The sequence below is a fragment of the Streptomyces sp. CHD11 genome (assembly GCF_018638295.1).
In the GTDB taxonomy this organism is placed as follows: domain Bacteria; phylum Actinomycetota; class Actinomycetes; order Streptomycetales; family Streptomycetaceae; genus Streptomyces.
Window position 1 is genome coordinate 1 of sequence record NZ_JABTTS010000056.1, and the last position, 13,898, is coordinate 13,898.

13 protein-coding genes and 1 pseudogene are annotated in these 13,898 nt (G+C 72.3%); 8 read left to right on the forward strand and 6 right to left on the reverse strand.

All coding sequences use genetic code 11. The features are described 5' to 3' along the window. Window positions 1-16: 16 nt before the first annotated feature. The 3 genes from HTV45_RS32630 to HTV45_RS32635 form a co-directional block, all read right to left on the reverse strand. Window positions 17-2,386, reverse strand: a complete 2,370-nt coding sequence (locus tag HTV45_RS32630; protein ID WP_215209518.1) for a Tex family protein — start codon at window positions 2,384-2,386, stop codon at window positions 17-19. A gap of 105 nt (window positions 2,387-2,491) precedes the next feature. Then, window positions 2,492-2,623: an LPFR motif small protein gene (locus HTV45_RS34675; protein WP_258039693.1), complete on the reverse strand. Its 132-nt coding sequence runs from the start codon at window positions 2,621-2,623 to the stop codon at window positions 2,492-2,494. 148 nt (window positions 2,624-2,771) lie between these two features. Further along, window positions 2,772-3,527, reverse strand: a complete 756-nt coding sequence (locus HTV45_RS32635; RefSeq protein ID WP_215209519.1) for an enoyl-CoA hydratase/isomerase family protein — start codon at window positions 3,525-3,527, stop codon at window positions 2,772-2,774. A gap of 120 nt (window positions 3,528-3,647) precedes the next feature. On the opposite strand from HTV45_RS32635, the gene HTV45_RS32640 reads away from it, so the two are divergent. After that, the gene (locus HTV45_RS32640; protein WP_215209520.1) at window positions 3,648-4,319 is read left to right on the forward strand and encodes an HdeD family acid-resistance protein; all 672 of its coding nucleotides are present in this window, start codon (window positions 3,648-3,650) and stop codon (window positions 4,317-4,319) included. 138 nt (window positions 4,320-4,457) lie between these two features. Further along, a complete protein-coding gene (locus tag HTV45_RS32645; protein WP_215209521.1) occupies window positions 4,458-4,919 on the forward strand; it encodes an ATP-binding protein in 462 nt (153 codons plus the stop codon). Between the two features lie 90 nt (window positions 4,920-5,009). Here HTV45_RS32645 and idi read toward each other — a convergent pair whose 3' ends face one another. From idi to galE, 3 genes are all read right to left on the reverse strand, one after another. Then, window positions 5,010-5,603 carry an isopentenyl-diphosphate Delta-isomerase gene (gene idi, locus HTV45_RS32650; protein WP_215209522.1) on the reverse strand — a complete coding sequence of 198 codons (594 nt, stop codon included), beginning with the start codon at window positions 5,601-5,603 and terminating at the stop codon, window positions 5,010-5,012. Between the two features lie 266 nt (window positions 5,604-5,869). After that, a complete protein-coding gene (locus HTV45_RS32655) occupies window positions 5,870-6,808 on the reverse strand; it encodes a cation diffusion facilitator family transporter (RefSeq protein ID WP_215209523.1) in 939 nt (312 codons plus the stop codon). A 122-nt stretch (window positions 6,809-6,930) separates the two neighbouring features. Then, window positions 6,931-7,926, reverse strand: coding sequence for a UDP-glucose 4-epimerase GalE (gene galE, locus HTV45_RS32660; protein ID WP_215209524.1), 996 nt, complete (start codon window positions 7,924-7,926; stop codon window positions 6,931-6,933). 382 nt (window positions 7,927-8,308) lie between these two features. Between galE and HTV45_RS32665 the strand changes: the two genes are divergently transcribed. From HTV45_RS32665 to HTV45_RS32690, 6 genes and pseudogenes are all read left to right on the forward strand, one after another. Continuing rightward, window positions 8,309-10,117, forward strand: a complete 1,809-nt coding sequence (locus HTV45_RS32665; RefSeq protein WP_215209525.1) for a DUF5941 domain-containing protein — start codon at window positions 8,309-8,311, stop codon at window positions 10,115-10,117. Further along, the gene (locus HTV45_RS32670) at window positions 10,114-10,866 is read left to right on the forward strand and encodes a sugar phosphate nucleotidyltransferase (protein ID WP_215209526.1); all 753 of its coding nucleotides are present in this window, start codon (window positions 10,114-10,116) and stop codon (window positions 10,864-10,866) included. Before HTV45_RS32665 ends, HTV45_RS32670 begins: the two co-directional genes overlap by 4 nt. Next, the gene (locus HTV45_RS32675; RefSeq protein ID WP_215209527.1) at window positions 10,854-11,915 is read left to right on the forward strand and encodes an iron-containing alcohol dehydrogenase family protein; all 1,062 of its coding nucleotides are present in this window, start codon (window positions 10,854-10,856) and stop codon (window positions 11,913-11,915) included. Before HTV45_RS32670 ends, HTV45_RS32675 begins: the two co-directional genes overlap by 13 nt. After that, a complete protein-coding gene (locus HTV45_RS32680) occupies window positions 11,893-12,672 on the forward strand; it encodes a CDP-alcohol phosphatidyltransferase family protein (RefSeq protein ID WP_215209528.1) in 780 nt (259 codons plus the stop codon). Before HTV45_RS32675 ends, HTV45_RS32680 begins: the two co-directional genes overlap by 23 nt. A gap of 35 nt (window positions 12,673-12,707) precedes the next feature. Beyond that, a complete protein-coding gene (locus HTV45_RS32685; protein ID WP_215209529.1) occupies window positions 12,708-13,553 on the forward strand; it encodes a glycosyltransferase family 2 protein in 846 nt (281 codons plus the stop codon). Between the two features lie 98 nt (window positions 13,554-13,651). Beyond that, a pseudogene (locus tag HTV45_RS32690) lies at window positions 13,652-13,898 on the forward strand (ABC transporter permease); the annotation flags it as partial.

Here is a 13,898-nt window from a genome sequence, read left to right on the forward strand (position 1 = left end):
GGCCCGGGAGAAGACGTCAGCGCCTGCCGCTCTTCGGGTCGACCAGGCCGGCCCGGCGCAGCGCGTCGGCCATCGCGCTGTTCCCCGGCGCGGGCGACTGACGCGAACCGCCGCCGCCTCCCGCGCCACCGCGGCCCTGGCGCTGCTGCGGCGGACGCCCGCCGCGCTGCCGGCGCTCACCGGCGGGCGGCCGCTCCTGCGGCGCCGCTTCGTCGTCCAGCCGCAGGGTCAGCGAGATCCGCTTGCGCGGAATGTCCACGTCGAGGACCTTCACCTTGACGATGTCACCCGGCTTCACCACGTCCCGCGGGTCCTTGACGAACGTCTTGGACATGGCGGACACGTGCACCAGCCCGTCCTGGTGCACGCCGACGTCCACGAACGCCCCGAACGCGGCGACGTTGGTGACGACACCCTCCAGCACCATCCCGGAGGACAGGTCGGAGATCTTCTCCACGCCCTCCTTGAAGACGGCGGTCTTGAAAGCCGGCCGCGGGTCGCGCCCCGGCTTCTCCAGCTCCCTGAGGATGTCGCTCACCGTCGGCAGACCGAACTTCTCGTCCACGAACTCCTGCGGCCGCAGCGACCGCAGCGCCGCCGTGTTGCCGATCAGCGTGGTGACCTCCCCTCCGGAGGACTTCACCATGCGCCGCACCACCGGGTAGGCCTCCGGGTGCACGCTGGACGCGTCCAGCGGGTCGTCGCCGCCGCGGATCCGCAGGAAGCCCGCGCACTGCTCGTACGCCTTCGGGCCGAGCCGTGTCACCTTCTTCAGCTCGCCGCGCGAGCGGAACGGCCCATTGCCGTCCCGGTGCGCCACGATGTTCTCGGCGAGCCCCGAGGTGATGCCGGACACCCGGGCGAGCAGCGGCGCCGACGCGGTGTTGACGTCCACCCCCACGCCGTTCACACAGTCCTCCACCACCGCGTCCAGCGAGCGCGACAGCTTCACCTCGGACAGGTCGTGCTGGTACTGGCCCACACCGATCGACTTCGGGTCGATCTTCACCAGCTCGGCCAGCGGGTCCTGGAGCCGGCGGGCGATCGACACCGCGCCGCGCAGTGACACGTCCATGTCCGGCAGTTCCCGGGAGGCGAAGGCGGAGGCCGAGTACACGGAGGCGCCCGCCTCTGACACCATCACCTTGGTCAGTTTCAGCTCGGGGTGCCTGGTGATGAGCTCGCCGGCGAGCTTGTCGGTCTCGCGGGACGCCGTGCCGTTGCCGATCGCGATCAGCTCGACCGCGTGCTCCTTCGCCAGCCGGGCCAGCCTGGCGACGGCCTCGTCCCACCGGTTGGCCGGGACATGCGGATGGATCACGTCCGTGGCCACGACCTTGCCCGTGGCGTCGACCACCGCGACCTTCACGCCCGTACGGAAGCCGGGGTCGAGGCCCAGCGTCGCGCGCGTGCCGGCCGGGGCGGCGAGCAGCAGGTCGCGCAGGTTGGCCGCGAAGACCCGCACCGCCTCGTCCTCGGCGGCGGTGCGCAGCCGCAGCCTCATGTCGATACCGAGATGCACCAGGACCCTGGTGCGCCAGGCCCAGCGGACCGTGTCGCGCAGCCACTTGTCACCGGGACGTCCCCGGTCGGCGATCCCGAACCGGTTCGCGATGATCGCCTCGTACGACGACGGCCCGTCCGTGGGCTCCTCGGGCTCCAGGACGAGGTCGAGGACCTCCTCCTTCTCGCCGCGCAGCATCGCCAGGATCCGGTGCGAGGGCAGCTCGGTGAACGGTTCGGAGAAGTCGAAGTAGTCCGAGAACTTGGCGCCGGACTCCTCCTTGCCCTCGCGTACCTTCGCGGCCAGCCGCCCTCGCCCCCACATCCGCTCGCGCAGCTCGCCGATCAGGTCGGCGTCCTCCGAGAAGCGCTCGGTGAGGATCGCGCGCGCTCCGTCCAGCGCGGCCTGCGGATCGGCGACGCCCTTGCCGGGGTCCACGAACGCGGCGGCCGCCGCGAGGGGCTCGGCACCCGGGTCGCCGAGCAGCCCCTCCGCCAGCGGCTCCAGCCCCGCCTCGCGCGCGATCTGCGCCTTGGTGCGCCGCTTGGGCTTGTACGGCAGATAGATGTCCTCCAGGCGCGCCTTGGTCTCCGCGCCCCGGATCCGGGCCTCCAGCTCGTCCGTCAGCTTGCCCTGCTCGCGCACCGACTCCAGGATCGCCGTACGCCGCTCCTCCAGCTCCCGCAGATAGCGCAGCCGTTCCTCGAGCGTGCGCAGCTGCGCGTCGTCGAGCATCTCGGTCGCTTCCTTGCGGTAGCGGGCGATGAAGGGCACCGTCGAACCGCCGTCCAGCAGTTCGACGGCTGCCCTGACCTGCCGCTCCCGTACGCCGAGCTCCTCGGCGATCCTGCCTTCGATGGACCCTGCGAGGGGTGTCGTCACGTTCCCGTACCGCCTTCTCCACTGAGGTTGCGCGGCAATTGTGGCAGGTGACGGCGACAATCGGGGATCAGGGCGGCGACTCGCCCGAGCACCGCACGGGCGGCCTCAGGCGCGACGGCCCCGGCCGGCGGACGAAGCCCCGCCGAACAGCCGGGCGAGCGCCCGGAACGGCAGTGTCACCACGGTGGCGATGGCGCCGCCGATCTGACGAAGAACATCTGCGATGGCACGGAACACGTGTCTCCCCTTTCGTTCCCGGCCGGTCCGGCCGATGCACTGCGAGTACCTCGTGAACGCTTCAACATGCACAACGGGACGAGTGGGGACCCCGTCCCTGCCCGAGCCGTACACACCGGCACGCCGGAGCCGGCCCGTGTGCGGGCGGTCATGGTGACGTGGAGACGCTCCAGGTGAAACGCGGTGTCCGGCGCTCCAGGAACGCGGCGACGCCCTCGGCGGCCTCGCCGCCGGCCCGGGCCCGCTCGCTCCAGTGCGCGTCACGGTCGGTGCGGCCGGTGGCGAACTCCTTGGCCGCGGCCTGCGTCAGCTGCGAGCGGGACACCAGGACGCGGGTGAACTCCGCGACCCGCTCGTCCAGTTCGTCCTCGGGCAGCACCTCGTCCACCAGACCGGTGCGCAGGGCCCGCGAGGTCTCGATCAACTCACCGGAGAACAGCAGGTACTTGGCGGCCGCCGGGCCCACCAGGGACACCAGCCGCCGGGTGGCCGAGGCCGGATAGACGATGCCGAGCTTCGCCGGGGTCACCCCGAACCGTGCCCCTTCCCCGGCGAACCGCAGATCACAGGCCGCCGCCAGCTGGGCCCCGCCGCCCACACAGTGTCCGCGGACCGCGGCCAGCGTCGGCTTGGGGAAGGCGGCGAGCGCCTCCTCCGCCGCCACGGCCAGCTGCTGGGCCCGCGCCGGTGACTCCCGGAGCGTGGAGATGTCCGCCCCGGCGCAGAACGTCGCGCCCGCACCGGTGAGCACCACAGCCCGCACCTCCGGATCGGCCGCCAGTGTTTCCAGCAGGGGCGGCAGGGAACCCCACATCGCGGCCGTCATGGCGTTGCGCTTCGCCGGATGGTGGATGACGACCGTGGCGACCGAGTCGGTGACGCTGTGCAGCAGCTGCGGCTCCATGCGCCGGATGCTATCCACCCCGTCCGGCGCGCCGGACGGCAGGATCCCGCCGCCCGGCGCGGGACGGGCGGACGGCGGAGACTGGGACGGGCGACGGGGGACGGGAGCGAGGAGGCACCCATGGCCAGGACCGACAGGACCGACAGGACCGCCGGGCCCCGGGGCGAGGCCGCGAAACTGAGCCGGGGTTTCAGCTGGCTCGCCGTACTCGGGGTGATCCTGGTCGTCGCCGGCCTGGTCGGCCTGGTGTACACGGGCGTGGCCACCCTGACCTCGATGCTGTTGTTCGGCTGGCTGCTGCTGATCGGTGGCGCGGTCGGGCTGCTGCACGCCGTCCAGGCACGGCACACCAACTTCTTCTGGCTCGGTGTGGTCGTCGCGGCCCTGAACATCGCGGCCGGTGTGGTGGTCATGAGGACACCGGAGGCGGCGGCCGAGGCGCTGACCATGTTCGCCGCGCTGCTCTTCCTCACCGGCGGGCTGTTCCGGCTGGTCGGCAGCCTGGTGGTGCGCGGGCCGCAGTTCGGCTGGACGCTGGTCCAGGGCGCCTTCGGCCTGCTGCTGGGTGTCCTCGTGCTGGCCACCTGGCCGAGCAGCAGCCAGTACGTCATCGGGACGTTCTTCTCGCTCTCGCTGCTCTTCGACGGGCTCGGCCTGATCGCCACCGGTTACGGCGGGCGCCGGATCGTGGGCATGGTCTCCGACCGGCTGGCGGATGAGCAGGAGGAGGGACGGGCGCGGGAGCGGGGAGAGCCGGGAGGGGCCGCGGGTAAACCCATACAAGCCGAATAGTTCGCCAGGACGACACGAGGTGCGCGAAATCGGTCCCGCAATCGATCGATTCTCACGACAACGGTCGTCATCGCTCGATATGCGCTGACTTCTCTTCAGTTCCGAGGGGCGGGGCCGATCGGTATCAACACTCGACGTGTGGTGACAATCGAGCGTGAGGGTGGCGATCCGCTGCCGTACGAAGGTGTCTGGCGCTTCACCGCCCCGGCCGTGGACGCCTCGGTCCCGCAGGCCCGCCACGCCGTACGCGACCTGCTGACGGGACAGGAGGTCCCGGTCGCGGACGACGTGGTGCAGGGGCTGCTGCTGATCGTCTCGGAGCTGGTCACCAACGCCGTACGGCACGCGGCGCTGCTGTCCCCGACGTTCGCCGTCGAGGTGGCCCTGGGCGCCGAGTGGGTACGGGTGTCCGTGGAGGACACCCATCCCTACCGCCCCACCGCCCTGGAGACCGACCATGCCCGCACCGGCGGCCGCGGACTGCTCCTGGTGCGCGAGGTCGCCCGTGAGGCCGGCGGGACCTGCGAGGTCGAGCGCACCGCGAACGGCGGCAAGGTGATCTGGGTCGTCCTGCCGCTCAAGCCCGCACAGATCTTCTAGGGCGCGCAGCCCCCGCGGGACCTGCCTCCGCCGCGGGACCTGCCGCCTCCCGCGGGACCTGCCGTCCGCCGTGGGTTCTGTCCCCGCGGGTCACCAGCCCGCGGCGGGCCCGGTCAGCTCCCGGACCGCCGGGCGGGCCGCGTCCAGGACGGTCATGAACCACGCCGAGTAGCTGTCCCGCCCGTGCCGCTCCGCCAGCTCGGCCGGGGTCACGAACGCCGTGGACGCCACTTCCTCCGGATCCGGCCGCAGCGGGGACTGCATCATGCCGACGAAGAGATGGTTGTACTCCTGCTCCACCAGGCCCGACGCCGGGTCCGGGTGGTTGTAGCGGACCGTGCCGGCCTCGGCGAGCAGCGAGGGGGACACGCCGAGCTCCTCGAAGGTCCGCCGGGCCGCCGCCGCGAACGGCGCCTCACCGGGGTAGGGATGGCCGCAGCAGGTGTTGGACCACACACCGGGGGAGTGGTACTTGCCCAGCGCCCGCTGCTGGAGCAGCAGCCGGCCGCGCTCGTCGAACAGGAACACCGAGAACGCCCGGTGCAGCTGCCCCGGCGGCTGATGGGCGGAGAGCTTCTCCGCGGTGCCGATCGTCACGCCGTCCTCGTCGACCAGTTCCAGCAAAATCGGCTCGGCGGTGCCGCTCGACGGGCTGTTCGTCGCGGTGGCAGGTGTGATCGGCATACCCATCCTTCACTCGGTCTTCGCGCCCCAAGTCTGCCGCACGAATCCGGCACTCCCGGCACTCCGGTCCCCGCCCGCATGTCCCGCGCGGTGCCGGAGGCGGCAGGCGGCGGGCGGGGAGCGGACGGGCTCGAAGCCGATCGTGCCCGTGGAGGGCGGCCGGGAACCGTCCGCCGGAGGGTGCCCGGGTGAAGGGACGCCGCCACGGGGGCGGAAGGCTGCGTTCCCCGGCGCGCGGGTGCACCGGGGGGCGCTTTCGGACCGGCTCAGTGGCAGAGACGCGCCTCGTGCTCGGCGTGCCCGACGGGCTCCAGCTGGAAGGTGCAGTGCTCCACGTCGAAGTGGTCGCCCAGACAGCCCTGCAGCTCGTGCAGCATCTTCTCGTGTCCGATGGCGTTCAGGGTGTCGGAGCTGACGACCACGTGCGCGGAGAGCACGGGCATCCCCGAGGTGATCGTCCAGGCGTGCAGATCGTGCACGTCCTCGACGCCGGGCGTGGCGAGCATGTGCTCCCGCACCTGGGCCATGTCGACCCCCTTCGGCGCCGCCTCCAGCAGGACGTCCAGGGTCTCGCGCAGCAGCTTCCAGGTCCTGGGCACGATCATCAGCGCGATCACCAGCGAGGCGATCGGGTCCGCGGCCGTCCAGCCGGTGGTCAGGATCACCAGCGCGGACAGGATCACCGCCACCGAGCCCAGCGCGTCCGCCGCCACCTCCAGGAAGGCGCCGCGTACGTTCAGGCTCTCCTTCTGCCCGCGCATCAGCAGCGACAGCGACACCATGTTGGCGACCAGGCCGACCGCGCCGAACACCATGGTCAGGCCGCCCTCGGTGGCGGCAGGGGTGACGAACCGCTCGATCGACTCGTACAGCACGAAGCCGCCGACGCCGATCAGCAGCAGACAGTTGGCCAGGGCCGCGAGGATCTCCGCGCGGGCGAGCCCGAAGGTGCGCCGCTCGCTCGGCGGGCGGTTCGCGACATGGATGGCCAGCAGGGCCATGCCGAGCCCCAGGGCGTCCGTCGCCATGTGGGCCGCGTCGGCCACCAGGGCGAGCGAGTCGGCCAGCAGCCCGCCGACGATCTCCACCACCATGACACCGAGCGTGATGGCCAGCGCCGCCCGCAGTCTGCCGCGGTACGCCGCACTGGCCGTACCGCCGGCAGGCGCGCCGTGCGCGTGCCCGTGATCGTGCCCAGCCCCCATGGGTGCCGCCGCCCTTCCGTAGATGTCCGCCGGGACCACAGTGAACTACGGGCGGGGGGTATGGGGCAACGCGGCACTGAACACCGTTGTCATGTGCCCTGACCTGCGGAAACTTTCGCAGGTCAATGCCCTCCCGGTGACCCTGCCACAGTGGCGTGGTGGAGCTGCCAGCCCCGCCAGGCCGAGTCGACCATCTCGCGCACCGAGCGGCCGGCGGTCCAGCCCAGCCGCTCCGCCGCACGGGCGGAGGAGGCCACCGCGCGGGGAGCGTCACCCGGGCGCCGGGGCTCGACGAGCGGGGCCCGGGTGTCGCCGGTGACCTCACCGATGGCCGTGATCAGCTCCCGCACCGAGACGCCCTCGCCGCGCCCGATGTTCAGCGTCAGGTCTCCGGTCACGTCCCCGTCCGACAGCCCGCGGGCCGCCGCGAGGTGCGCGTCCGCCAGATCGGCCACGTGGATGTAGTCGCGGACGCAGGTGCCGTCCGGCGTCGGATAGTCGTCGCCGAAGACGCGCGGGGCCTCGTCGCGGGTGAGCCGGTCGAAGACCATCGGCACGATGTTGTAGACGCCGGTGTCGGCCAGCTCCGGCGCCGCCGCCCCCGCCACGTTGAAGTAGCGCAGGCACACCGTGGACATGCCGTGTGCCCGGCCGGCGGCCCGTACCAGCCACTCCCCGGCGAGCTTGGTCTCGCCGTAGGGGTTCACCGGGGCGCAGGGCGTGTCCTCCGTGATCAGGTCCACCTGGGGATCGCCGTACACGGCCGCGGACGAGGAGAAGACGAAGCGCCGCACCCCGGCCTCCGCGACGGCTTCGAGCAGCGTCGCGAGACCGCCCACGTTCTCCCGGTAGTACCGGGCCGGCTGGGCCACGGACTCGGCGACCTGCTTGCGCGCGGCGAGATGCAGCACACCCGTCACCCCGTGCTCCGCGAGGGCACGCTTCAGCAGCTCGCCGTCCAGTGACGAGCCCCTGACCAGCGGGACATCGGCGGGAAGACGTTCCGGCACGCCGGCCGAGAGGTCGTCCAGGGCGACGACCCGCTCCCCGGCGCCCGTCATGGCCCGCACCACATGTGCCCCGATGTAACCGGCTCCGCCGGTGATCAGCCAAGTCATGGTCGTCCACCCTATGCCGAGCCGCACCGCGCGCTGCGCCGCGCCGTGCCCAGGCCGTCTGCCGCGCCGCACCCTGCCGCGCCGCGACCGGGCCGCTCCCGACCGTCCCCGCCGGACCGGCATCATGACCCGTAATTTCCTGAAGTGACCCTCTATATACCTTCTGGGGTGCGGTTTGTGGGACGGGCCCCGTATCCCCGATGATGACGGGCATCGGCGACGCGGGCCAACCGCGTCGGTCCAGCCGTGGAACGGGCGGTGAACGCGGGCTTCCGGATATCCGATAGCCTCTGCCGACATGCCGCCCGGAGGCCCTGCACGGGCGCTTCACCGTGCTTCATCGCCGGCGTGGACGCGTCGGCACCCAGGGAGTGAGATTCGGTTGTCGACCGCCATCCTCACCGGCCGACCGGTCCCCGGTTCGTCACTCGAGGGCGACCTGCGCGCCCTCGGGTTCGAGGTACGGACAGCGTCCGGCATAGCCGAGGCCGAGACCCTGCTCGCCGAGGTGCCCCCGGAACAGCGGGTCGCCCTGGTCGACACCCGGTTCGTGGGCCATGTGCACGCGCTGCGGCTCGGTCTCACCGACCCCCGCTTCCCGATCTCCGCGATCCCCGGCGCCGTCACCGCCCAGCAGGACGGCCGCCGGGCCCTGACCCGGGCGATGGCCCGCGAGAACTCGGCGGCCGTGACGCACGGGAGCGGCACTGCCCTCCTCGACGGCCTCGCCGACCGCGTCGCCACCGCCCTCGACGGCGACGGCGCCGACGTGCACCGTCCCGGACTCGGCAGTCTCGTGGCCGAAGTCCCCGCCGACCCCCAGGCCCGCAACGAGGCCCGCCAGGCGGTCGCCGCCGTCGACGACGAGGCCGTGCGCCTGAACTCCGCGGTCAAGGCCCGCGACGGGTTCTTCACCACCCACTTCATCAGCCCCTACTCCCGCTACGTGGCCCGCTGGTGCGCCCGCCGCGGACTGACCCCCAACCAGGTCACCACCGCCTCGCTGATCACCGCGCTGATCGCCGCCGCCTGCGCCGCGACCGGCACCCGCCCGGGCTTCGTCGCCGCCGGCGTCCTGCTGATGGCCTCCTTCGTGCTGGACTGCGCCGACGGCCAGCTGGCCCGCTACACCCTGCGGTACTCCACCCTCGGAGCCTGGCTCGACGCCACCTTCGACCGGGCCAAGGAGTACGCCTACTACGCCGGCCTCGCCCTCGGTGCCGCGCGCGGCGGCGACGACGTATGGGCCCTGGCACTCGGCGCCATGATCCTCCAGACCTGCCGGCACGTGGTCGACTTCTCCTTCAACGAGGCCCACCGCGACGCCACGCCCGGCGGCGGCCCCACCGCCGCCCTCTCCGGCCGGCTCGACCGAGTCGGCTGGACGGTCTGGGCGCGCCGCATGATCGTCCTGCCGATCGGGGAACGCTGGGCGCTGATCGCCGTCCTGACGGCCTTCACCAGCCCCCGGATCACCTTCTACGCGCTGCTCACCGGCTGCGCCGTCGCGGCCGCGTACACCACGGCGGGCCGGGTCCTGCGCTCGCTGAACCGCCGAGCCCGCCGCACCGGCGAGGAGGCACGGGCGCTCGCCGACCTCGCCGGCTCCGGCCCGCTCGCGGAGGCCCTGGCCGCCAGGCCGGCCCTCGCCGCGCGCCGGCTCCCCGCTCCGGCCGTCGCCCTGCTCGGCGGCGCGGCCGTCGTCACCACGGCCGCGCTCACCGGCTACGGCAGCGCCTGGACGGTCCTCGCCGCCTGCGTCTACGTCCTGACCTCCGCCCTCGCCGTCGCCCGCCCCCTCACGGGTGCCCTCGACTGGCTGGTGCCGCCGTTCTTCCGCGCCGCCGAGTACGGCACCCTCCTGGTCCTCGCGGCCGAAGCCGACGTGAACGGAGCCCTGCCGGCGGCCTACGGGCTGGTGGCCGCGGTCGCCTACCATCACTACGACACCGTCTACCGCATCCGCGGCGACGCGGGCGCGCCGCCGCACTGGCTGGTGCGCTCGACCGGCGGGCACGAGGTCCGCACCCTGCTGGTCGCCGTGTCGGCGGCCGTGCTCACCGCTTCCCGGTTCACCGTCGCGCTCACGGTCCTCGCCGTGACCGTGGCCCTGGTGGTGCTCGTCGAGAGCATCCGTTTCTGGGCGTCCGCAGGGGCGCCCGCCGTACACGACGAAGGAGAACCCGCATGATCGGCCTTGTGCTCGCGGCCGGCGCCGGACGCCGTCTGCGCCCCTACACCGACACCCTGCCCAAGGCGCTGGTGCCGGTGGGGCCCGCGGGTGTGGAGGGTGAGCCGACGGTCCTGGACCTGACTCTGGCCAACTTCGCCGAGATCGGGCTGACCGAGGCCGGGGTGATCGTCGGTTACCGCAAGGAGGCGGTGTACGAGCGCCGGGCGGCCCTGGAGGCGAAGTACGGGCTGAAGCTGACGCTCATCGACAACGACCGTGCCGAGGAGTGGAACAACGCCTACTCCCTGTGGTGCGGCCGTGACGCGCTCGGGGACGGGGTGATCCTGGCCAACGGGGACACTGTGCACCCGGTCTCGGTGGAGAGGACGCTGCTGGCCGCGCGCGGTGACGGCAAGCGGATCATCCTGGCGGTGGACACGGTGAAGAAGCTGGCGGACGAGGAGATGAAGGTCGTCGTCGACCCGGCGGGGGGGATGACGCGGATCACCAAGCTGATGGATCCGGCGGAGGCGACCGGTGAGTACATCGGTGTCACGCTCATCGAGGGCGGGGCGGCGGGTGAGCTGGCGGACGCGTTGAAGGCGACGTTCGAGCGGGACCCGCAGCTGTACTACGAGGACGGTTACCAGGAGCTGGTGAACCGCGGTTTCCGGATCGACGTGGCGCCGATCGGCGATGTCCCGTGGGTCGAGATCGACAACCACGACGACCTCGCCCGCGGACGGGAGATCGCGTGCCTGTACTGACCCGGCTCATCCCCTCGCCGGTCGTCGTCGACATCCGCCCGGGTGCCCTCGACGACCTGGCCTGTGTCCTCGCGGACGAGCGCATCTCGCAGTCGGGCAGGCTCGCCATCGCCGTCAGCGGCGGCTCCGGCGCCCGGCTGCGGGAACGGATCGCACCCTCGCTGCCCGGGGCCACCTGGTTCGAGGTCGGCGGCGGCACCATCGACGACGCGGTCCGGCTGGCGGGTGACATGCGGGGCGGCCACTACGACGCGGTCGTCGGACTCGGCGGCGGGAAGATCATCGACTGCGCCAAGTTCGCGGCGGCGCGCGTGGGCCTGCCCCTGGTCGCGGTCGCCACCAATCTGGCGCACGACGGCCTGTGCTCGCCGGTCGCGACCCTGGACAACGACGCCGGCCGGGGTTCGTACGGGGTGCCGAACCCGATCGCGGTCGTCATCGACCTCAACGTCATCCGCGAGGCCCCCGTCCGGTTCGTACGCTCCGGCATCGGCGACGTCATCTCCAACGTCTCCGCCGTCGCGGACTGGGAGCTGTCCCACCGCGTCAACGGCGAGAAGATCGACGGACTCGCCGCCGCCATGGCACGCCAGGCCGGCGAGGCCGTGCTGCGCCACCCCGGAGGGGTGGGCGACGACGGCTTCCTGCAGGTGCTGGCCGAGGCCCTGGTCCTCACCGGCATCGCCATGTCGGTGTCCGGCGACTCACGCCCCTCCTCCGGCGCCTGCCACGAGATCAACCACGCCTTCGACCTGCTCCACCCCAGGCGGGCGGCCGCCCACGGTGAGCAGTGCGGGCTGGGCGCCGCCTTCGCGATGTACCTGCGCGGCGCGCACGAGGAGTCGGCCGCCATGGCCGAGGTGCTGCGCCGGCACGGGCTGCCGGTGCTGCCGGAGGAGATCGGATTCACGGTGGACGAGTTCGTCCGCGTCGTGGAGTTCGCCCCCGAGACCCGCCCCGGCCGCTTCACCATCCTCGAGCATCTCGACCTGAGGACCGAACAGATCAAGGACGTCTACGCCGACTATGTCAAGGCCATCGGTCGCTGAACTCCGCCCGGTCGTGCACCCCGCCGGGGTGAAGGACCGGCGCAGCGGTGAGCACTGGATGGGGCGCCTCTACATGCGCGAGGTGTCCCTGCGGGTGGACCGCTACCTGGTGAACACCAGAGTCACACCCAACCAGCTCACCTACCTGATGACCGTCTTCGGCGTCCTCGCGGCCCCGGCCCTCCTGGTGCCCGGGGTCGCGGGAGCCGTCCTCGGCGTGGTCATGGTCCAGCTGTACCTCCTGCTGGACTGCGTCGACGGCGAGGTCGCGCGCTGGAAGAAGCAGTACTCGCTCAGCGGCGTCTACCTCGACCGGGTCGGCGCCTACCTGTGCGACGCCGCCGTCCTGGTCGGACTCGGCCTGCGCGCCGCCGACCCGTGGGGCTCCGGGCGCGTCGACTGGCTCTGGGCCTTTCTCGGCACCCTGGCGGCGCTCGGCGCGATCCTGATCAAGGCCGAGACCGACCTGGTCGGCGTCGCCCGCCACCAGGGCGGACTGCCCCCGGCGAAGGAGACCGCGTCCGAGCCGCGCTCCTCCGGCATGGCGCTGGCCCGCCGGGCCGCCGGGGCGCTCAGGTTCCACCGGCTCGTCCTCGGCATCGAGGCGTCCCTGCTGATCCTGCTGCTCGCGATCCTGGACGCCACCCGGGGCGATCTGTTCTTCACCCGGCTCGGCACCGCCGTGCTCGCCGGGATCGCGCTGCTGCAGACCGTGCTGCACCTGGTCTCCGTCCTGGCCTCGAGCAGGCTGAAGTGATCAACGCCCCGAAGGTCGGCGCGGTGATCATCACCATGGGCAACCGCCCCGCCGAACTGCGCGCCCTGCTCGACTCGGTCGCGGGGCAGGACGGCGACCCGGTCCAGGTCGTGGTGGTCGGCAACGGTTCGCCCGTCCCGGAGGTCCCCGACGGCGTGCGCACCGTGGAACTGCCGGAGAACCTCGGCATTCCCGGCGGCCGCAACGCCGGCATCGAGGTCTTCGGACCGGGTGGGCGGGACGTCGACATCCTGCTGTTCCTCGACGACGACGGCCTGCTCGCCCGCACCGACACCGCCGAGCTGTGCCGCGAGGCATTCTCGGCCGACCCGGCGCTCGGCATCATCAGTTTCCGCATCGCCGACCCGGAGACCGGTGCCACCCAGCGCCGCCACGTGCCCCGGCTGCGCGCCTCGGACCCGATGCGCTCCTCCCGCGTCACCACCTTCCTCGGCGGCGCCAACGCCGTACGCACCCAGGTCCTCGCCGAGGTCGGCGGACTGCCGGAAGCGTTCTTCTACGCCCATGAGGAGACCGATCTGGCATGGCGGGCCCTCGACGCCGGCTGGATGATCGACTACCGGTCCGACATGGTGCTGTACCACCCGGCGACCGCCCCCTCGCGGCACGCGGTCTACCACCGCATGGTCGCCCGCAACCGGGTCTGGCTCGCCCGCCGCAACCTCCCCGCGCTCCTCGTCCCGGTCTACCTGGGCGTCTGGGTCCTCCTCACCCTGCTGCGCCGCCCCTCCCGTGCGGCGCTGAAGGCCTGGTTCGGCGGGTTCGGGGAGGGCCTGACCACGCCCTGCGGGCCCCGCAGGCCCATGAAGTGGCGTACGGTGTGGCGGCTGACCCGACTGGGCCGGCCCCCCGTGATCTGACAAGCTCGTGTCCGGCAACATCGGGGCCGTACCCAGGCTCCCCGCTCATGCCAGGCCCGCTCGGGCCACGCATCTCGAGGACGAAAGTTTTTCCACCAGTGAGTGAGACAACGCACGACGGCACGGTCGCGGTCACCGCGCCCGTGTCGCCCGACGAGGGCCTCACGGCAGCCGAGCTGGCAGCCCAGTACGGCCTCACGGTCAGCGGTGCCCGGCCGTCACTCGGCGAGTACGTCCGTCAGCTCTGGGGGCGGCGGCACTTCATCGTCGCCTTCTCCCGGGCGAAGCTCACCGCCCAGTACAGCCAGGCCAAGCTCGGTCAGCTGTGGCAGGTGGCGACGCCGC

Bases quoted from the DNA above. Each gene is read 5' to 3' on its own strand.
- HTV45_RS32635 (WP_215209519.1), bottom strand. From the start codon at position 3,527: ATGGAGCCGCAGCTGCTGCACAGCGTCACCGACTCGGTCGCCACGGTC.
- HTV45_RS32640 (WP_215209520.1), top strand. From the start codon at position 3,648: ATGGCCAGGACCGACAGGACCGACAGGACCGCCGGGCCCCGGGGCGAG.
- HTV45_RS32680 (WP_215209528.1), top strand. From the start codon at position 11,893: ATGTCAAGGCCATCGGTCGCTGAACTCCGCCCGGTCGTGCACCCCGCC.
- HTV45_RS32655 (WP_215209523.1), bottom strand. From the start codon at position 6,808: ATGGGGGCTGGGCACGATCACGGGCACGCGCACGGCGCGCCTGCCGGC.
- HTV45_RS32670 (WP_215209526.1), top strand. From the start codon at position 10,114: ATGATCGGCCTTGTGCTCGCGGCCGGCGCCGGACGCCGTCTGCGCCCC.
- HTV45_RS32685 (WP_215209529.1), top strand. From the start codon at position 12,708: ATGGGCAACCGCCCCGCCGAACTGCGCGCCCTGCTCGACTCGGTCGCG.
- galE (WP_215209524.1), bottom strand. From the start codon at position 7,926: ATGACTTGGCTGATCACCGGCGGAGCCGGTTACATCGGGGCACATGTG.
- idi (WP_215209522.1), bottom strand. From the start codon at position 5,603: ATGCCGATCACACCTGCCACCGCGACGAACAGCCCGTCGAGCGGCACC.